The organism is Kribbella sp. NPDC023972, assembly GCF_040639075.1.
Lineage (GTDB): Bacteria > Actinomycetota > Actinomycetes > Propionibacteriales > Kribbellaceae > Kribbella.
The window spans coordinates 14,230-32,762 of sequence record NZ_JBEZZH010000011.1; the positions used below are offsets into that span (position 1 = coordinate 14,230).

At 68.5% G+C, this 18,533-nt stretch carries 16 protein-coding genes; 3 read left to right on the forward strand and 13 right to left on the reverse strand.

Annotated elements, in window-relative coordinates; all coding sequences use genetic code 11:
- Positions 1–70: 70 nt before the first annotated feature.
- A complete protein-coding gene (locus AB0F43_RS32155) occupies positions 71–1,354 on the reverse strand; it encodes an SGNH/GDSL hydrolase family protein (RefSeq protein WP_360485463.1) in 1,284 nt (427 codons plus the stop codon).
- Between the two features lie 284 nt (positions 1,355–1,638).
- On the opposite strand from AB0F43_RS32155, the gene AB0F43_RS32160 reads away from it, so the two are divergent.
- The 3 genes from AB0F43_RS32160 to AB0F43_RS32170 all read left to right on the forward strand — a co-directional run bounded on the left by AB0F43_RS32160 (position 1,639) and on the right by AB0F43_RS32170 (position 5,494).
- Positions 1,639–3,198: an AMP-binding protein gene (locus tag AB0F43_RS32160; RefSeq protein WP_360485466.1), complete on the forward strand. Its 1,560-nt coding sequence runs from the start codon at positions 1,639–1,641 to the stop codon at positions 3,196–3,198.
- Positions 3,198–4,421, forward strand: coding sequence for an MFS transporter (locus AB0F43_RS32165; protein ID WP_360485469.1), 1,224 nt, complete (start codon positions 3,198–3,200; stop codon positions 4,419–4,421). Before AB0F43_RS32160 ends, AB0F43_RS32165 begins: the two co-directional genes overlap by 1 nt.
- A 401-nt stretch (positions 4,422–4,822) precedes the next feature.
- The gene (locus AB0F43_RS32170; RefSeq protein ID WP_360486055.1) at positions 4,823–5,494 is read left to right on the forward strand and encodes an SGNH/GDSL hydrolase family protein; all 672 of its coding nucleotides are present in this window, start codon (positions 4,823–4,825) and stop codon (positions 5,492–5,494) included.
- A 720-nt stretch (positions 5,495–6,214) separates the two neighbouring features.
- Here the strand turns inward: AB0F43_RS32170 and AB0F43_RS32175 are convergent.
- From AB0F43_RS32175 to AB0F43_RS32230, 12 genes are all read right to left on the reverse strand, one after another.
- The gene (locus AB0F43_RS32175) at positions 6,215–8,152 is read right to left on the reverse strand and encodes a DUF222 domain-containing protein (protein WP_360485472.1); all 1,938 of its coding nucleotides are present in this window, start codon (positions 8,150–8,152) and stop codon (positions 6,215–6,217) included.
- 115 nt (positions 8,153–8,267) lie between these two features.
- The gene (locus AB0F43_RS32180) at positions 8,268–9,596 is read right to left on the reverse strand and encodes a hypothetical protein (protein WP_360485475.1); all 1,329 of its coding nucleotides are present in this window, start codon (positions 9,594–9,596) and stop codon (positions 8,268–8,270) included.
- A complete protein-coding gene (locus AB0F43_RS32185; RefSeq protein WP_360485478.1) occupies positions 9,593–10,564 on the reverse strand; it encodes a transketolase C-terminal domain-containing protein in 972 nt (323 codons plus the stop codon). Before AB0F43_RS32185 ends, AB0F43_RS32180 begins: the two co-directional genes overlap by 4 nt.
- Positions 10,561–11,511 (reverse strand): thiamine pyrophosphate-dependent dehydrogenase E1 component subunit alpha, encoded by a 951-nt coding sequence (locus AB0F43_RS32190; protein ID WP_360485481.1) that lies wholly within the window; start codon positions 11,509–11,511, stop codon positions 10,561–10,563. The genes AB0F43_RS32185 and AB0F43_RS32190 overlap by 4 nt, the downstream gene beginning before the upstream one ends.
- A gap of 100 nt (positions 11,512–11,611) precedes the next feature.
- Positions 11,612–12,517: a phytanoyl-CoA dioxygenase family protein gene (locus tag AB0F43_RS32195; RefSeq protein ID WP_360485484.1), complete on the reverse strand. Its 906-nt coding sequence runs from the start codon at positions 12,515–12,517 to the stop codon at positions 11,612–11,614.
- Entirely contained in the window at positions 12,514–13,584 is a 1,071-nt protein-coding gene (gene hppD, locus AB0F43_RS32200; RefSeq protein WP_360485487.1) for a 4-hydroxyphenylpyruvate dioxygenase, read from the reverse strand. Before hppD ends, AB0F43_RS32195 begins: the two co-directional genes overlap by 4 nt.
- Positions 13,584–14,855 (reverse strand): beta-ketoacyl-[acyl-carrier-protein] synthase family protein, encoded by a 1,272-nt coding sequence (locus AB0F43_RS32205; RefSeq protein ID WP_360485490.1) that lies wholly within the window; start codon positions 14,853–14,855, stop codon positions 13,584–13,586. Before AB0F43_RS32205 ends, hppD begins: the two co-directional genes overlap by 1 nt.
- A complete protein-coding gene (locus tag AB0F43_RS32210; RefSeq protein ID WP_360485493.1) occupies positions 14,852–16,465 on the reverse strand; it encodes a class I adenylate-forming enzyme family protein in 1,614 nt (537 codons plus the stop codon). The genes AB0F43_RS32205 and AB0F43_RS32210 overlap by 4 nt, the downstream gene beginning before the upstream one ends.
- Positions 16,462–16,944, reverse strand: coding sequence for a hypothetical protein (locus tag AB0F43_RS32215; RefSeq protein ID WP_360485497.1), 483 nt, complete (start codon positions 16,942–16,944; stop codon positions 16,462–16,464). The genes AB0F43_RS32210 and AB0F43_RS32215 overlap by 4 nt, the downstream gene beginning before the upstream one ends.
- Complete coding sequence (locus AB0F43_RS32220; protein WP_360485500.1) at positions 16,941–18,059, reverse strand: beta-ketoacyl synthase N-terminal-like domain-containing protein; 1,119 nt, start codon at positions 18,057–18,059, stop codon at positions 16,941–16,943. The genes AB0F43_RS32215 and AB0F43_RS32220 overlap by 4 nt, the downstream gene beginning before the upstream one ends.
- Positions 18,052–18,279, reverse strand: a complete 228-nt coding sequence (locus AB0F43_RS32225; RefSeq protein WP_360485503.1) for an acyl carrier protein — start codon at positions 18,277–18,279, stop codon at positions 18,052–18,054. Before AB0F43_RS32225 ends, AB0F43_RS32220 begins: the two co-directional genes overlap by 8 nt.
- A complete protein-coding gene (locus AB0F43_RS32230) occupies positions 18,279–18,533 on the reverse strand; it encodes an acyl carrier protein (RefSeq protein WP_328526176.1) in 255 nt (84 codons plus the stop codon). The genes AB0F43_RS32225 and AB0F43_RS32230 overlap by 1 nt, the downstream gene beginning before the upstream one ends.

Below are 18,533 nucleotides of genomic sequence, written 5' to 3' on the forward strand. Positions count from 1 at the left end.
GCATGGACTGGCGTCCACGCAGCAGCAGGCTACGGCTACGCACCGGCTTCCCCCGACATGTGCTTGGCGGTCAGCGCACCAGTTTGAGCGGGACGGACGCCGCCATCGCCTGGTAGCCGGCGTCGTTCGGGTGGATGTGGTCGCCCGAGTCGTACGCCGGGTTCAGCTTGCTCGGCGCGGCCGGGTCACGCAGAACCTGGTCGAAGTCCAGCACGCCGTCGAACTCGCTGCTCGACCGCAGGTAGCTGTTCACCGCCTGCCGGGTGGCCTCCTTCGCCGGGGTCCAGCTGCCGGCGCCGCCGATGCCCTCGAACGGCGTGATCGTGCTGACCAGGCTGCGCAGCCCGCGTTGCTTGACCTGCGTGTTCAGCTGCCGCAGCGCGCCGATGATCTCGGCCGCGGAGTCGTCGGACATCCAGATGTCGTTGACGCCCAGTTCGGTGATGACCGTGCGTACGCCGGTCTGCGCGAACACGTCCTCGTTGAGCCGCGCCAGCGAGTTCACGCCGACCTCGTTGAAACCGGGGAAGACGCCGTTGTCGGACGGCTCGCTGCCTTCGTGGTTGAGCCGGCTGCCGGCCAGGCCCGCGTTCAGCACGCTCGGCACCCTGCCCCGCTTGCCGGCCGACGCGATCAGCCGCTCGGCGAGCTGGTCGGGCCAGCGGTTGTTGGCGTTGAACGTGCTGGCGGTACCGTCGGTGATCGAGTCGCCCAGGACGACGATCGAACCGTCGGACTTGTCGGTCTCGACGTCAACACCGGACAGGAAGAACCAGCAGCAGCGCCGGGTCAGCGTGTACGCCGCACCGCCGGGCTGGTCGACCAGGTTCGACGGTCCGACGAAGTTCTCCTGGAGCGACGAGCCGTGGAACGTGGTCGGGCCGGTGTTCTGCGGGAAGTACAGGCTGATGACGAGGTCGTCGAGGTTGCCGAGCTCGAGGTCGACCGGGTCGCTGAGCAGCTCGCTACCCTTGATCATCAACGCGGTCCCGGAGCCGTTGAACGTCAACGTCCGCAGGGTTGCCGGGTCGATGTCGGACTGCTCCGGAGTCGACTTGTCGGGCTTGGCAACGGTCGCGGCGCCCACGGTGACGGTCTTCTCGCCGTAGATGTTCGACAGCCGGATCCGGATCCGGTCGCCGCCGACGGTCGGCCGCACCACCAGCCGGACGCTCTGGTCGGTCAGGCCGAGGTTGGTCGACCCGGCCGCGTTGCCGTGGGTGACCGCGGTCGCCCAGGTGCCCACCCACTCGGCCTCGCGATGGCCTCCGTAGCTCGCGCCGGCCAGGCTCGAGCCGGCCAGGGTCAGGGCAGCGGTCACCGCGACCGCACGCCAACTGCTGGAAACATGCATGGACGGACCTCCTGGCGGAATGAGCTGCGGACCGGAACGTATTACGCGCCGAGGAATCCGGTCAATGCACTGCAAAGGCATTTCTTGAAATGCTTCGCCAGAGGTTAGCCGAGCGGTTGTCAGGGCGAATCGCAGGGGTATTCCTTCACCTGGGGTGGGGAGTGACCGCGCGACTTCACAGAGCGACGACAGAAGGGTTTTCAGCCTCTTTCCAGCGGTCCGCGCATCCAGTAGAGTCGCGGCGACGGCTGGGGGTGGCCGGAGCCGAGGGGAATACTGACGAAATGCCGCCTGAATTCGTCCTGCCAGAAAACAGCAGCAATTATGCGCTCCGCGTGCTCGCGTTGTTTCAGGGCTACGCGGAACGTCCCGCCTTGGTCCGCGGCGAGCGAACTGCGACGTACGGCGAACTGATCCGCGACGTGCTGCGGATCGCGGCCGCGGTCCGGGACGGCGGGATCCGGCCGGGCGGCAGGGTGCTGGTGATGGCGGCGAACTGCTTCGACGCGCCGGCCCTCCAACTCGCCCTGCACCTGCACGGTTGCCGGGTGCTGTGGTGTGCGCCGATCACGTCCCGCCGGGAGATCGACCGGTTCGCCACGCTCGCCGACGCCGACGCGTTCGTCTACGACCCCTCCGCCGAGCTCGCCCAGGACCTCGTCTCCTCACTCGCGCCGATGCCTGCCTTCTCGTTGCCGGCGCTGACGTCGCGGTCAGGCGAAACGCCGTACGAGATCGATCCGTCGGTGCCGGCGCCGGACTCGGTGCTGCAGACGAGCGGTACGACCGGGGACCCGAAGCTCGTCCACCACACGCAAAGCTTCTACGAGCAGATCCTCGAGCTGGCGGATGCCTTTGTGGCGAACGGGTTTCCGCTGTTGCGGCACTACTCGGGATCGCCGTTGTGGCTGGCGAGCGGGCAGATCACCAGCTTCTTCAACCTGTTCACCGGTGGGGTGCTGTTCCTCACCGACACCTGGTCGCCGGAAGAGTTCTACCGGATCGTCTCGACGGAGAGGATCACCTCGACCTATGTCACACCGCCGATGCTCTACGAGCTGCTCGATCATCCCGGTGGGGAAGACTTCGACTGCAGCAGCCTGTTCATGCTCAACGTCGGCGCCGGTCCGGCCACACCGGCGCGACTGCGTCAGGGCATCGCGCGCTTCGGCCCGGTGCTGCGGATCGTCTACGGACTGAGCGAGGCCGTTGTCGTCACCGCGTTGCCCGGTCTGACCGAGGATCCCTTGCACCCCGAACGGTTGGCGTCGGCCGGTACGCCGTACGGCGATGTGCGGGTGGAGATCCGGGACGACGACGGGAAGGTGCTGCCGGCCGGGCAGACCGGGGAGGTGTGGGTGCGGAGCAAGCTCACGTTCGCGGGCTACCTCGGCAAGCCGGACCTGACCGCGGACACGCTGGTCGACGGCTGGCTCCGAACCCGCGACCTCGGCTACGTCGACCGGGACGGGTACCTCTTCCTGGTCGACCGCGTCCACGACATGATCGTCACCACCCGCCGCAACTGGGCCATCTTCTGCCGGCCGATCGAGGACGTGCTGGCGGGTCATCCGGCGGTCCGCACCGCGGCCGTCATCGGCGTACCGGATCCCGTGGTCGGCGAAGCAGTCCACGCCTTCGTCGTCACCCGTCACACCGTCCCGGCCGAGGAACTCCAGCAGTTGGTCACCAAGTCGCTGAACGAGATGTGGACCCCGACCTCCATCGACTTCGTGGAGCAACTCCCACTGACCCGCATCGCCAAGGTCGACAAAGTTGCCCTCCGCAAGCTCTACGCCCAGCTGCATCCGGACGCGCAGGCGACCACGGTTGGTGGGATCTGATGACCCCCAAGCGGGGATTGGTGGTGCTGTTCGCCGCGGACGTACTCTCCGCGGTGGGTAGCCGGGTCTCGATGGTGGCCATCCCGTGGCTGGTGCTGGTCAGCACCGGCAGTGCGTCGCGGATGGGACTGGTCGCGGCGGTTGAGATGGTGCCGTACATCGTCGCCAGCATCATGGGCGGTCCGGTGATCGACCGGCTCGGTGCACGGGCGGCCTCGATCATCGCGAACCTGGCCAGCGCGGTGGCGGTAGCGGCGATCGCGGCGACCACCGGGCTCGGGTTCGCGACGCTGCTGTTGCTGGTGGCCGTGGCCGGTGCGTTGCGCGGGGTCGCGGATCGGTCCAAGGAGTTGCTCGTACGCCCGATGGCTGAGGCCGCCGAAGTCGCGCTGATCCGGGTGACCTCGTTGCATGAAGCTTTCTCCCGGGGTGCGACTTTACTGGGCGCGCCGCTGGCCGGGTTGCTCATCTACTGGACGGATGCGGCCTCGGTGTTGTGGATCGACGCGGCCACGTTCGCGGTGTGCGGCCTGCTGGTGGCCGCGTTCGTACATCCGCCGGACGCCAAGCTCGAAGCGCGCCGGGACAAGTACTTCCGCTCCCTCGCGGAGGGGTTCACCTTCGTACGGCGAGACGCTCTGCTGGCCACGATGCTGATCACCACGTTCACCATCAACGTCTTCACGAGCGCGAGTACTGCCGTGTTCATCCCGCTCTGGGTCGCGGAGGAACTGGGTTCACCGGCCGGCCTCGGCCTGACCCTCGGCGCGTTCTCGGCCGGCGCACTGCTCGGCAGCATCGGGTTCGCCGTACTCGCCACCAAGGTGCCCCGCTACCTCACCTTCGCCATCGGCGCCGTCATCGGTGGCAGTCCCCGGCTACTTGTCCTCGGCCTCAGTGATCACCTGATCCTGGTGATGGCGGTGACCTTCCTGTCCGGGATCGGCATCGCCGCCATCAACCCGGTCTTCGGCGCAGTCCTCTACGAACACGTCCCCAAGCCCTTGCAGGCCCGCGTCATCGGCGTGGTCGCCGCCTCCTCCTTCGCCGGCCTCCCCCTAGGCGCCCTCCTCGCCGGCGAACTAGTAAGCACCTTCGGCCTACTCCCCGCCCTCACCGGCTGCGGCGTCACCTGCCTCATCATCAGCCTCTACCCCCTACTCCACCGCACCCCCGGCCGCATCCTGGACACCCCCACCCCAACCCCCACGAAGGCGGCATGACCACCCCCAACCCACCCAAACCCGCCGCGGCCGACTCCTGCACACCCCGGACGACAACCGCCGCCGCCCCAAGCACACCCCGAACCACACCCATGGCAACCAGCCCGCACACAAGCCAACCGACACCTGCCGCGGCCGACCCGAGTACGCCCCCGACGGCAACCGCCGCGGCCAACTCCAGCACGCCCTGGACAACCACCACCGCGACCCCCGAGACGCCCCAGATCACCCCCGCCTCCGAACCGCACACGACCCAAACCACACCCGCCGCGGCCGACCCGGGTGCGCCGACGCCACCCGCCGCCGCGGGCACAATCCAGACGACGCCGGCGGCGACTGCCCTGCGTCCGACACGGAGGTCTGCCGCCGGCGGCCGGGGAACGCCTCGGACGACGGTTGGTGTGGTCGAGGCGACGGATCCTTTCTGTTTGCGGCCGGGTGAGAGTGCTGAGTTGCTCGCGGGGCACCCTTGGCGTCGGTTCGTCGTACTCGGAGACAGCGTGGCGGAGGGTCTGTGCGAGCCGGTTGACGGTTACAGCGAACTGCAGTGGACCGACCGGATCGCCACCGAACTCCGCGCGATCCAGCCGGACCTCGCCTACCTGAACCTCGGTGTCAGCGGCCTCCGCACCCGCGAAATCCTCGCCAGCCAACTCGAACCAGCCGTTGCCTTCGGCCCCGACCTCGCCCTCGTCGTCGGCGGCGGCAACGACGCCTTCCCGGCGACGTACGACCCCGACCGCGTCGACCGCGAACTCACCACCATGATCACCACCCTGCAGAACGCCGGCGCCGACGTGATCACCCTCGGCATGTTCGACATCTCCTACAGCCCGGCCATCCCCACCTGGCTCCGCCCGGGCCTCAGACAACGAATGCGCACCCTCTCCGACCGCACCGCCACCCTCGCAACCAAACTAGGCACCATCCACATCCACTTGACCGACCATCCCCTCTCAACAGACCCCACCCTCTACAGCTCCGACGGCCGCCACGGCACCGCCCGCAGCGACGCCGTAGCCACCACCGAAACCCTCCGAACCCTCACCCGCCACCTGCGCCCGGCCTCCTGATTCAAGCCCGACCCACAGACAGCCGTACGCTGAACTGAGCGTCCAGCGGTCAGCTGAGCGCCGCCCCCAGCGCGCCCAGGGACACTTGATGACGCCTTGGATTCAAGGACTTTCGGTCCGATGCGGCGATCGGGGGATACATCGCCTCGTCCACCGGCGAGATGCCGGGCGGCGGGCGTGGGGCTGTGGCTGGACAGATCCCGCAGCCAAGGGACGTGGCGAGGATCGTTGAGGCCATTGGGCGTGGTCCGGCTGCCGGCCATGCGCGACGAGGACCATTCGCGGATGGTCGGGGCGGCGCCGGTCGTGGGCGCAGGAAGCCGGACGTCCGTGGGGCCACGTTGGGCATCGGTTCGGCAGCACCTTCAGTCAAGCCGACGTTCGCGACCAGCTCACAGCCCGCGACGGATGGGCCGGACTTGCGTGCGGCCACCGGACTTGGCGAAGGTCGTCGGGTCCCATCGGGCGTGGCCCGGCTGCCGGCCATGCACGAGGAGCATTCGCGGAGTGGCCGAGGCGGCGCCGGTCGTGGGCGGAGGAAGCCGGGCATCCGTGGGGCCACGTTGGGCATCGGCTCGGCAGCACCTTCAGGTCTTGGGTTTCGCCGACGTTCGTGACCAGCTCGCAGCGGCGACGTATGAATTGCATTTCTGTGGGTTGCCGGGACTCGGTGAGACTCGGGTGCCGGTGGACGCGGCACGGGTCCCGGCACGGTGCGACTCACGACACGGCCCAGTACGCAGCGCAGCACCCGGCCCTGCACCGCGCCGCACGCCCGCGATGCATGCATGACACTGCGCGGAACAAGGCCCGGCTCGGTGCGACAGCCAGAACGCCACTCGCGCCGCACCGACCTGATGCGGCAGGCAGCTGACCCGGCACGGCTCCCCAGCCCGACACGACACCCGGCACGGCTCCCCAGCCCGACACGACACCCGGCACGCCACCCATCGCCGCAGGCCCCCCGGCGAGACCACACCCGGAGCCGCACTCGACGCGGCACGGTTCCGGCGCGGCCCGACATCCGGAACGCATCCGACGCGGCACGGATCTGGCGCGGCAGGGATCTGGCGCGGCAGGGTTGCCGGCGGGGGCGATTCCCGGTGCGGCGTCCGGCCGGCAGTACACCCGGAACGGCACTCCACGCGGCACCGATCTGGCGCGGCACGATTCGCGCGGCCTGGCCCGGCACGACACCCAGAACGCCACCGACGCGGCACCGATCTGGTACGGCAGGGACCTGGCCCGGCACGTTCCTTCGGCGCGCCACGACACCCCGAACGCACCCGGCACGGCACCGATCCGGCGCGGCACATTTCGCGGCGGGGCACGATTCCCCGGCGCGGCATGACACCGCGCGGGAAACGTGGGCCGGTAGGAGCTGTGTCGGTGAGGTTCGGGGTTCGGTGGGTGGTTGGGGGTGGGGGTTAGGCGGCTTGGTGGGGTGGGGGGTGGGTTTGGGGTGGTGGGGTGGGGGTGGACCAGGGTGGGCGGGTGATTTGGGGGTGGCCGTTGGTTAGGTGGATGGTCCAGTGGTTCTGGTGGACGGCTATGTGGTCGCGTTTTGCAGAGGAGGACGAGGTTGTCCAGGGAGGTGGGGCCGCCGTTGGACCAGTGGATGATGTGGTGGGCTTCGGTCATGGCGGGTGGGGCGCCGCAGATGACGCAGCCTTTGTCGCGGGCGTTGAGGGCTTGGCGGATGGCGCGGGTGACGTAGCGGTGTTCGGTGCCGACGTCGAGGGGTTCGGAGTTGGAGCCGAGGACGATCGGGATGACACCGGCGTCGCAGGCGAGGCGTCGTACGGCGGCGGCGGAGAGGGAGTCGCCGTACACGAGGTCGCCGGTGCCGGTGCCGGTGCGTAGGTCGTCTAGGTCGATGGTGACGGTGATGTGGGGCTTGATGTCGCCGTGACCGGGGACGGCGGTGCCGGTGCCTGCCGCGGTGCGGAGGACGGCGGTCAACGCGTCAGCCTGGCGCTTGCCGCGGCCGCGGGGATCGCGCTCGCCGTTGGGTGTCTTGTGCGGCTTCGAGCCGGCGAAAATGAGGGTTTGCAGGAGTTCGGCGTTCTCGGCGGCCAGCCAGCCGCCGAACTTCACGCCGTGGTCGGCGTTCTTCAGCCACAGGTCTTCGCGGGTCTCCAGGTCGGGATCCGGTTCCGCGCCGTCGGGGTCGAGGCGGTCGCGGGCCTCCTTGCCGAGTAGGCGCAGGTCCTTCGGTGCGAGCGTCTGGGCGGCGGTCACCATTTCTTGTTCGGCGACCTGCAGATCCTCCACTGGCACCATCGCCGAGGGCGGGATCTTTTCCAGCGCGGCGACGATCGCCTGCGCTTGCCCGGCGTTCAGCTGCGTCGATGCGGGGTTGTCCGCGGAGGTCACACCGGCGCCCAGGGCGGCGCGGACGGCTGCGTACTTCGGCAGCGCGGTGGCAAGCTTCAGATCGCGGCGTACGTCGACCGGGTCGAGGCGGTGCCGGATCGACAGCAGCTGGACGGTGTCACGGGCGCCGATCTCCCGTGCGTGTCCCAGTGCGTCGAGAGCTGCGAGGAACTCCAGCCGGCGGACCTGCATCCGGGTCAGCCCGGCCTGCAGCGCATCGAGAGCGGCCAGCATCTCATCGCCGCTCATCGACCAGACCGGCCGCTCGTCCAGGAGTTCCATACCCAAAACCCTAGACACACCCACAGACACTTTTCGAACCCGAAAGCCCTTATTTTGCAGGGATTCCAAACTGACAACTTCCTGCCAACTTATCCACCGCTGTGGATAGCGCGCCTTACTCGACGAGCAGGAGTCCGCTGGTCAGGGCACCCTGGCCGACGTTGACGACGGGACCGGCTCCGGGGACGGAGAATCGCAGATACGCGCCGGCCGCCGATCCTCCGAAGAGGTACGGCGCGATGCAGAAGGGCACGGGGGCCTCGGCAACCCGGTCGGTCACCACGTCGACGAACTGCATGGTGAGGCGGTCGGCCGGGACGTAGGCCTGGAGGATGTAGCCGCCCTCGGTGATCGCGGCGTCCATGGATGCCTGCCAGGCCGCAGCCGACACTTCGGGCCCCACGACGACGCCCACGCCGCCGTACGAACCGGATGGCTTGAGGACGAGTCCAGCCTGGTAGGCGAGAGCCTGCGCACGCACGTCCGGCGACAGGGTGTACGTCCGCGGGACATGGCGACGTACTACCGACGCGTCCGACGGGGACAGCTCTTCCAGGTCGTCCCAGAGCCACGCGAGGATTGCTTTGCTGGCCAGGAGCCAACTGGCGGCGGGAGTGAACATGCGGATCGTACGCGTCCGGACGGCTGTGGCCAGGGCGTCGAAGCCTGCGCTGGGTTTGGTGCCTTGGGGGACGAACATCCGGAGTACGGCGTCGATCGGTCCGTCGTCGACGCACAACCGGCCGGCGTCATCCAGAGTGAGCCACTCGACCGGAAACACCCGCATGTCCAGCCCGAGCTCGCGACCGCGTTCGCTGAACGGCTCGAGCAGCTTGATCGTTGCCCGTCCGTCCTGCGACCCCGGATACGTTCCGCCGGTGGTGAAGATCATCGCGAGCCGGTTCTGACCCGTCAGCCCCAGCCCGTTCCGCACTGCCTCGTACCGCGCGTCGACAGCGGACGCCGGTGCGGTCAGCCCAATCCCATCCAGCATCGGATCACCGTCGTACGCTGACAGAAACCTTCGCACGATCCCGTCGGAGTCGTGAGCACCGCCCAACGCGCTGTCGATGTTGACCTCCACCACGTACGGCGTACCGTCCGCCAGCAGGATGTCCGCACGCACACCCCCGAGCAGCTCCTCGCTCAACGGTGCCCCCTCGTCAAGGAGGTCGATAGCGTCGTCCGCCATCCCAAGGATCCGCCGCAACTCCCCCGCGGTCGTTGCCCGCCGCAAGCATGCCTCGAGGATCAGCCGCGCCACCGTCGCCGAGATGTCTGTCATCGAGCGGTACGCGGCGGCCGACATGATCGGCGGCCGGAGCGGTCGCCACTCCTTGTTGTGCGTCGCGACTCCGTCGTACACCTGCTGCCACGAGTCGAGTCCCCGCGCGACCAGCGCCGTACGAACGTCCTCGGAGAACCGAGGCCACAAGTCGGTCATTGCTCCTCCAGTACGGCGTGGATCGCGGCGACGAGGTGGTCGCGGCCAGGTTGGACGGCTCGGTCCAGCGCCAAGGCGAACGGGAGGACGGCTCCGTCCGGCCGGGTGACTCGGCGCGGTGCGGCGTCGAGCGCAACCCGCTCGGCGGCGACGGCGAGGACTTCGGCGGCGAATCCGCTGGTCCGGTTGGAGTCGTCGATCACCACCAGTCGGCGGGTCTTGGTCAGCGAGGCAATGAGGCCGTCGACGTCGAGTGGGTAGACGGTTCGCGGGTCGAAGACTTCGACCGAGGTGCCGAGTCCGGCCAGTTCGTCGGCGACCGTCAGGGCGTCCTGGACAAGGTGGCCGAGGGCAACGACTGTGACATCGGTGCCGGCCCGGGCGACCCGGCCGACGCCGAGCGGGACCGGCGCCAGGGTGCCGAAGTCGACGTCGTCGCGGATACCGAGGGCACCCGCCGGCGCGAATACCACGACCGGATCGTCGTCCCGGATCGCCGAGACCAGCAGTCCGTAGGCGTCCGATGGCGTCGCCGGTACGACGGTCTTCACGCCGACGTGGGCGAACAGGCTGTAGGGATGATCGGAATGCTGACCGGCCCACCCGGTCCGCGAGCCGGAGCCGGGGACGACGTACGTGACCGGCACCTTGCACTGGCCGCCGGTCATCAGGGAGAACTTGTGCGCCTGGTTGGCGATCTGCTCGAAGACCAGGAACAGCAACGACGGGATCTGGAACTCGATCACCGGCCGCAGCCCGGCCAGCGCGGCACCGGTGGCGAAGTTGGTGAACGCCTGCTCCGACAGCGGTGTGTCGAGCACCCGATCCGGGCCGAAGCGGTTGAACAGCCCCGCGGTCAGGTTGGACGCGGCGACCCGGATGTCCTCGCCGAGCAGGAAGACGGCCGGGTCCTCGGCCAACGCGTCGCCCAGCGCTCGGTTGAGCGCCTTCAAGTAGGAGAGCTTCACCGCATCACCTCCGGGGAGGCGTAGAGGTACTCGAGGGCGGCGGCGGGGTCGGGATGGGGGCTGTCCAGCGCGATCCCGGCCGCCGCGTCGAGCAGGGCCTCGACCTCGGCATCGACCGCGTCTCGCTCGGCTGCGGTCAGTCGTGCGCCCTGGATCTCCACTGGGTCCCGCGACCACCCGGCGGAGACTTCCTCGGTCGAGCGATAGGTGAGCCGCGTCCGGTGCTCGAAGGTGTGGTGAGCATCGAACCGGTACGTCGTACATTCCAGGAACGTCGGTCCCCAGCCGGCGCGGGCCCGGGCGACCGCGGCTGCCGTTGCCGCCAGCACCTTTTCGGGATCCTGGCCATCGATCGTGAATGCCGGTATGCCGAAGGCGCGAGCGCGTCCGGTGATGCTGCCGGCGACCGCCGACTCGACCGGCATGGTGGTGGCGTAGCCGTTGTTCTCGCAAACGAAGATCACCGGCACCTGCCAGAGGGCGGCCAGGTTGAAGGCTTCGAGCAGCATTCCCTCGTTCATCGCGCCGTCGCCGAAGAAGGTGGCCGCGACCGTGTCCCGGCCCAGGCGACGATGCGCCCAGGCGGCGCCGGTGGCGATCGACCCGGCCGCGCCGACGATCGCGTTGGCGCCGAGGATGCCGAGGCTGAAGTCGGCTGCGTGCATCGACCCGCCGCGGCCTTTGTTGAGCCCGGTCTCGCGACCCATCAACTCGGCGAGCAACCGCGCCGGGTTCACTCCGCGTGCCAGGACGTGCCCGTGGCCGCGGTGCGTGCTGGTGATCAGGTCATCCACACGCAACGCCGCACACACCCCGGCCGCGACAGCTTCCTCCCCGATGTACGGGTGAATGCCGCCGACGATCTCTCCGGACCGCACGTACTCGATCGCACGTTCCTCGAAGCGACGGATCAGCCGCACGGTCCGGTAGAGATCGACACTCCCCATCTGTCAGTCCTTCCCCGCCGCGAGAATGGCGTCCCGCTCGAGGTAGTCGACGATCGCGTGGGTGTGACCCCAGTCGTAACGGGACATGTGCTGCACTCCTCTAGCGATCGGCCCAGAGCGTCGGGCAGTAGTCGGGATCGGCGTAGTCGGGCCGCCCGTCGGAGGTCCGCCGTACCAGCACGTCGTGGTTGTACGACGCCAGGGTCCCGTCGGAGAGTGGGAACTCGCGGTAGCGGTTGTCCCCGTCCTGCAGGTGCAGCGACATCGCCCGGCGCGGGCGATCGCTGACGTTCGCACCGCTGCCGTGATACGTCCGGCAGTGATGGAAGTTCATGTGCCCGCGCGGGATGGTGATCGGGATCTTGACCACCTCGGCGTTGTTGTATGCCGCGTTCTCGGACAGCATCTGGTCGAGCTGGGACCGGTCGCGTTCGGCGAAGTGGCGTACGACGGTGTCGTCGGAACCGATCTCCTGCCAGCGATGGCTGCCGTCGACCATCGTGATCGTGCCCATCTCCGGCGGGCAGTCGTGGAACGGGATGAACGCGGTCAGCATCCGGTCCGACGAGGATGACGACCAGTAGTGCTTGTCGAAGTGCCAGGGCACGATGTTCGAGGGCTCGCCCTCGATCGGCGGCTTGTAGATCAGGGTGGACTGGAAGATCCGGATCTCGTTCACCTGCGCCAGCCGGGCCGCGACCGCGCCGATCAACGGCTTGCGCAGGATCTTGGCCAGACCGTCGTGTTCGTAGTGCACGTAGTCGTTGTGCCGCTGGACGTCACCCTTCGACGGGTCCCAGTACGCCAGCTTCGGCGGGGCAGTCGGCAGAGTGCGGTCTCGCTCGCCGGCGTAGTAGCGCTCGCTCGCGTTGACCAGCTCCTCGGTCTCGTCGTCGGTGAGCAACTTCTTGGACAGGTACCAGCCATGCTCGTTGTAAAAGGCAACGTCCTCGTCGGACGGCAGGAGTTCGATCTCTTCTTCGGACAGCTTGAATTCGAGAGTCATGCGTCAACTCCTGCCAGCTCGCGTTCCTTGGCCTCGTACAGGGCCTTGATGTTGCCGCTGCCGAACGTCATCGCGCCGCGCCGCTCGATGATCTCGAGGAACAGCGTGCGCCGGACGTGCATCGACTCGGTGAAGATCTGCAACAGCTGTCCCCAGTGGTCGCGATCGACCAGGATGCCGAGCTCCTGCAGGTCCTCGATCGGCGTGTCCACCTCACCGACCCGCTCCGGCAGTGCTTCGTAGTACGTCGACGGCGTACCGAGGAAGTTGACCCCTCGGCCGGCCAGCGTGCTGACCGCTTCGACGATGTCGCTGGTCCGCAAGGCGATGTGCTGTACGCCGGCGCCGGCGTGCCAGCTGAGGAAGTCGTCGATCTGGCCGGGGCGGCGGCTCGGGTCCGGCTCGATCAGGGTGAACGTGACGTGTTTCGACGGGCTCTGGACCACCTTCGAGTCCATCCCCTGGCCGGCCACCTCGATGTACTCCTCGAAGATCCGCGGGAAGCCGAACACCTGCTCGTAGAACGCCGCCGTCGGCTCCAGTTCACCGGACGGCACGCAGATGGCCAGGTGGTCGATCTCGCTGAACAGCTTCTCGTCCGGGCCTCCCGCGGGCTCGGTGATGTGGATCCGGCCGGGCAGGAACTCGTGCCGCGGTCCGTGCCGCTCGACCAGCCGGTGGATCACGTCACCGAACCCGGCCACCTCCGCGATCACGACGGTCGTGTCGCCGTGCTCGTAGCGGACCGGCTCCTGGAGTCCTTCGGCGCCTCTGGCAACCAGTTCGCCGTACGACGATGTCGCGTCGTCGACCTCGAGCCCGACGATCGCGACGCCGTCCCCGTGCCGTTGCACGTACGCCGCGGCCGGGTGGTCAGCCGCCAGTCCGGACGTCAGCACGATCTGTACGGCGTCCTCCCGCAGTAGCAGCGATCGCTGATCCGGCAGGCCGGTCTCCGGTCCGCCCTGACCGTGGATCTGCAGCCCGAACGCGTGTCCAAGGTAGAACGCCGCCTGCCGAGCGTCGCCCACGTACAGCTCCACGTGGTCGATCCCGTAGATCTCCATCACAACCTCACTTCACTGTTGATGTGTCTGCGCTCCGGCGTACTGGCGATGCCGAGGAGCAGGCTCACGTTCTGGCCGCCGAACCCGAACGAGTTCGACAGCGCGTACTCCGGCCGGATCTCCCGCGGTTCCTTGCGAACGTGGTCCGCAGGGCAGGCGGGATCCGGATCATCCAGGTGGTATGTCGGTGGCACCAGGCCGGTGTTGACGGCCAGCGCGGTCGCCGCGGCCTCCACCACCCCGGAGGTGCCGAGCATGTGACCGGTCAGAGCCTTGGTCGAGCTCACGGCCGGTGAGTGGTCACCGAACGCCAGACCGATCGCTATCGACTCCGCAACGTCACCCAACTTTGTGCTCGTGCCGTGTGCGTTGACGTAGCCGATGCGGGCCGGATCGATTGTTTTGAAGGCCTTTCGCATGCACTCCGCCGCACCGACTCCGTCAGGCCGTGGCGCGGTCGGATGATGCGCGTCCGAGTTGACGCCGTAGCCGACGACGTCCGCGTAGCCGGGTGCGTTGCGTGCGGCGGCGTGCTCGGCGCTCTCCAGGACCAGCAGCGCCGCGCCCTCGGACAGCACGAACCCGTTCCGGCGCAGGTCGAACGGCCGGCTCGCCTCGGACGGGTCGTCCCACCCGCGCGCCAGCGCACGAGCGTTGGCGAAGGTCTCCGCGAACGTCGGGAACAACGGCGCCTCACTGGCTCCGCACAGTACGACGTCCGCCTCGCCGGACCGGATCAGGCGAACCGCGTCGGCGATCGCCTGAGCTCCGGAGGCACACGCCGTACCGACGGACGAGGTGTAGCCGCGGAGGCCGAAGCGGATCGCGACGCGGGCGGCCGGCATGTTCGGGAGGATCCCGGTCAGCAGATAGGGGCTGACGGCCGCGCGGCCGCGTTCGGCCCGGGCGAGGACTTGTTGTTCGAGGGTCGCCATCCCGCCGACGCCGCCGATGATCACGCCGATGCGGTCGGGGTCGACGTTGTCCCCGATCGTCAGGCCGGCGTCGCTCAACGCGTCCTCCGCGGCCAGTTGGGCGAGGATGACCGTGCGGTCCATCACCTTGCCGTCCGGTCCGTTCGCGATCGTCCCGGGGTCGACCGGTGGGAGGATGCCCGCGAGCTCGACCGAGTTGGCGATCGGATGGTCGGCCGGGGGTTTCACGATCCCGGATCGGCCGTGCAGCAAGGCGTCGTACACGGTCTCGACACCGCGACCGACCGGGGTGAGCAGGCCCATCCCCGTGATCGTGACGGCAGGCGGCCCGCTCATGCGTCCACTCCGGTGAGGCGCTTCTCGCGGAGCGCGACCTTGCGGACTTTGCCGGTCACCGTGACCGGGACCTCGTCCGCGCCGACCACGCTGATCTTGCGGATGATCGCCGCTACCTCCTCACCGACCGCCGTCCTCACCTTTGCGGTGCGGTCGACGTCGTCGGCGTCGGGTGCCAGCTCGAGCAGGACGTCGGCGACGTACCGGCCGTCGGTGTTGACGATGATCACCGTGCAGTCGAGGACTTCGGGCAGGGCGGCGAGGATGCGTTCCTCGGACATCGAGGTGAACAGCTGCGGGCCGTCGAAGCCGGCGACCGCGTCGGGGATCCGGTCGAGGTGGAAGTAGTGGCCGGTCTCGTCGCGGTAGGCCAGGTCGCCGGTGAGGAACCAGCCGTTCAGCCGGAAGCGGTACGTGTTGACCGAGTCGTTCCAGTAGCCGGGTGACACCGACGGCGAGCGGAAGCCGAGCAGGCCGACCTTGCCCGGCGGCAACTCCTCGCCGGTGGAGCTCAGTACGGCGGCCTCAGCGAACCCGTACGGCTTCCCGATACAGCGGCCGTAGTGGTCGCTGTCGATGGTATGCGTGATGTGGAACCCGTTGTGTCCCATCTCGCTGGAACCGAGACCATCCACGAAGTGCGAGCCCTTGACTGTCGTGCGCCCTTGCCGGGTGACGGCCTCACGGGTGCCGACGGCAACGAGTTTGCGAATGTGCGGCTCGTGCGCGCAGTCGCCGGTGTTGAACCACATCCGCACCGAGTCAAGGTCGTGCTGACTCAGGTCCTCCCGGGCCAGACCGGCCCAGGTGACGGCGAACCCGTAGACGGCGCGTGGCTTCCAGCGTTCGATCTGCCGCAGTACGTCGGGAGCGTCCTGGCTGGACAACAGGAGCATCTCGGCCCGGTTGCCGAGGACCTGGTTGACCATCAGGACCGTCGCGGTGTGCGGGATCGGCAGCGCGTTCAGGATCCTGTCGGTGCCTTGCGCCTGCGGCATGGTGAGCAGGTGCTTGAGCGCGGCGTACAAGGTGGTGTGGGTGTGCAGAACGGCCTTGGGTACGCCGGTCGTGCCGCTGGTGTGCGTGATCACGACGGGATCGTCGCGGTGGTGGCGGTAATGCTCCGGCGCCTTGGCCGGGTCACCGGTGCCGACTTCACGTGGCTCGGCGAGAATCGGCGCCTCCTGCTCGGCCAGTTCCGGCTGCAGGAGTCGGCGGTGCGCGGCATCGGCGAGGACACCGGTCACCCGCAGGCGCCGGATGAACTCGGCCGCGATCGGCGGTGCCATCTTGCCGTTCATCAGCGCGGGGATCGCACCGATCCGGGTCAGCGCGAGGAAGCTGAGCACGATGTCCTGCGCCTCGGTGGCCCAGATCGCGATCACGTCCCGCCGGCCGATCCCGTGTTCGTGCAGCCACGCCGTACGCGCCTGAACCCGCTCGTCGAGCTCGCCGAGAGTCAGCGGATGCTCGGCCGGATAGTGGTCGACTGGTGTGTCGAAGGTCAGCCCGGGACCGTCGAGGTCGGCGCCGTGCGCGATCACTCGGTGCAGGACGTTGCCGGTGCCGATCTCCGGATCGGCGGCCAGCCGGGCTCTGAGGCTCTTCATGTCGGGTCTCCCCCACTCACGATCCGGGCCGACGCCTGGTCGGCGTCGATCTCCACGATCAGCACGTGATCGGCGTCCCCGTCGCCGATCAGCAAGGCGGCCTCGTCGAGCCCGCCGTCCGTCACGCAGACCACCGGTCCACGCAACTCCCATTTCGCCGCGATCAGGCCCGCGACACTGTTCGGAACCGACTGGAAGAAGAACAGCGGCCCGATTCGCTTGCCTTCAGCAACAGACCGCCGGACGTGCTCGGCGCTGGCTCGATCCCCCTCGCTGACCAGCACGATCCCGGTCCTCGATGAGCGTTCCGCAGGCAGCCGGTCCAGACAACGATCCGCAACCACCGCGGCCAACGGGTTGAACGCCGACAACACGAACCCCGGCAGGCTCGGCGGCCCTCCCGCGACGTCATCATTCGCCTCCGGCCAGTGAGCTTCCGCAAGCACCACCAGCTGATGAGTTTCCGGAAGCTGCTTCATGCCGCCCGCACCACCAGCGCCGTGTTGGCCCCACCAAAGGCCGAGTTGAGCGACATCCCGTACGGCGAACCGGCGCGCCGGGGCGCGTCGAGAATCAGATCGAGCGTGCACGCCGGGTCAGGTGCCAAGAAGCCCGCGTTCACCGGCAACTTGCCTACCCGCAGCGCCTGGATCGTGAGCACCAGCTCGATGAGGCCGGACGCCTCCAACGCATGCCCGTGCAAAGCCTTCGTCGAGCTGACCGGCGGCCCGACCCCAGTCCGCATTTGACTGGTGGGCGTCCGAAGTTGGGGGTTATCCACCCGTATTCCGGGTAGATAACCCACCGTTTGGTGGGTCGACCCCTCAAATCCGGTCGGGGTCGTTCGGGCGAAGACCTGGCGGATTGCGGTGGCCTCGGCGGCGTCGCTGAAGCTCGTACCTGTCGCGTTGGCATTGATGTAGCCGATCTCGTCCGGCGACAGGTTGGCCTTGTGGAGTGCCGCCCGGATGGCTGCGGCCAGACCTCGACCGTCCGGCGATGGCTGACACGGGTGGTAGGCGTCGCCAGCTCGGGCCCAGCCGGCGAGTTCGGCCAGGCCTTCGCCCGCTTGCAGGACCGCCGCGGCTACACCGTCGCCCAGGAGTAGGCCTCGGCGGTGTTGGCTGAAAGGGCGGACGGTGCCGTCGTCGGCCAGGGCTCGGCCGGCGTCGAAGAGGGCGTATTGGTCTGGCTCGACCAGGTAGGCGGCTGCTACGACGATGTGATCGGCTCGGCCGGCGCGGATCAACGTCGCGGCGTCGGCGATCGCCGTACTGGCTGAGACGCAGGCGCTCGTGTAGACGCGTCGCTGGCCGAAGTCGCAGGACGGAGCGGTGTGCAGGGCGAGCAGGAGAGGTGTCGTGCTGCGGTCGACACCTGCTTGCGCGCAAGCGGTTGCTACCGCGAGGTCCAGCTCTTCTTCCAGCGTGCCGACGTCGGCGGCCGTGGCGGCTCGGTGCACGCGACGGTTGCTGGTGTCGAAGCGCTGGACCTCGCTGAAGGCCGCCGTACCGGCAAGCTGCGCCTCTGGGCCGCGGCCGAGTGCGGTCAGGATCGAGAGGCCGGTGACGGAGACCGGTCTGGGTTCAGACATGGCTGGTCAGCACTTCGGCCAGGACCGCGACCGCGTCGTCCACGGTGGCGATGCGTTCGAGCTGCTCGTCGGAGAGCTCGACGCCGTACCGTTGCTCGACCTGATGAGCCAGCCAGGCCAGCTCCATCGAGTCGATCCGTTCGGCACCGGATGACCGCTCGCCGAGTCCGGCCAGCCAGTCGATGATCTCGGCCCTCCCGGGCGGGGGAAGGAGCCTCATCAGACTTGCTGAGCTACCCGGCCGGCCACCTCGGCGGTGAACTCGCCGACCGTCATCAACGCGAGTTGCTCGGACTCGTCGTCGGAGAACCGTACGCCGAACCGGTCCTCGACCCGGACCGACAGGTCCGCGAGCGCGAGCGACTCCAGATCCACACCGGCCGGGCCGAGCGTGGTGTCGTCGTCGATGCCCTCGGTGTCGTAGTTCATGTCCTGCAGTTGCGCGATGACAAAAGCGCGCACCTCGTCCTTCAT

Bases quoted from the DNA above. Each gene is read 5' to 3' on its own strand.
- AB0F43_RS32155 (WP_360485463.1), bottom strand. From the start codon at position 1,354: ATGCATGTTTCCAGCAGTTGGCGTGCGGTCGCGGTGACCGCTGCCCTG.
- AB0F43_RS32160 (WP_360485466.1), top strand. From the start codon at position 1,639: ATGCCGCCTGAATTCGTCCTGCCAGAAAACAGCAGCAATTATGCGCTC.
- AB0F43_RS32165 (WP_360485469.1), top strand. From the start codon at position 3,198: ATGACCCCCAAGCGGGGATTGGTGGTGCTGTTCGCCGCGGACGTACTC.
- AB0F43_RS32175 (WP_360485472.1), bottom strand. From the start codon at position 8,152: ATGGAACTCCTGGACGAGCGGCCGGTCTGGTCGATGAGCGGCGATGAG.
- AB0F43_RS32180 (WP_360485475.1), bottom strand. From the start codon at position 9,596: ATGACCGACTTGTGGCCTCGGTTCTCCGAGGACGTTCGTACGGCGCTG.
- AB0F43_RS32190 (WP_360485481.1), bottom strand. From the start codon at position 11,511: ATGGGGAGTGTCGATCTCTACCGGACCGTGCGGCTGATCCGTCGCTTC.
- AB0F43_RS32195 (WP_360485484.1), bottom strand. From the start codon at position 12,517: ATGACTCTCGAATTCAAGCTGTCCGAAGAAGAGATCGAACTCCTGCCG.
- hppD (WP_360485487.1), bottom strand. From the start codon at position 13,584: ATGGAGATCTACGGGATCGACCACGTGGAGCTGTACGTGGGCGACGCT.
- AB0F43_RS32205 (WP_360485490.1), bottom strand. From the start codon at position 14,855: ATGAGCGGGCCGCCTGCCGTCACGATCACGGGGATGGGCCTGCTCACC.
- AB0F43_RS32210 (WP_360485493.1), bottom strand. From the start codon at position 16,465: ATGAAGAGCCTCAGAGCCCGGCTGGCCGCCGATCCGGAGATCGGCACC.
- AB0F43_RS32215 (WP_360485497.1), bottom strand. From the start codon at position 16,944: ATGAAGCAGCTTCCGGAAACTCATCAGCTGGTGGTGCTTGCGGAAGCT.
- AB0F43_RS32220 (WP_360485500.1), bottom strand. From the start codon at position 18,059: ATGTCTGAACCCAGACCGGTCTCCGTCACCGGCCTCTCGATCCTGACC.
- AB0F43_RS32225 (WP_360485503.1), bottom strand. From the start codon at position 18,279: ATGAGGCTCCTTCCCCCGCCCGGGAGGGCCGAGATCATCGACTGGCTG.
- AB0F43_RS32230 (WP_328526176.1), bottom strand. From the start codon at position 18,533: ATGAAGGACGAGGTGCGCGCTTTTGTCATCGCGCAACTGCAGGACATG.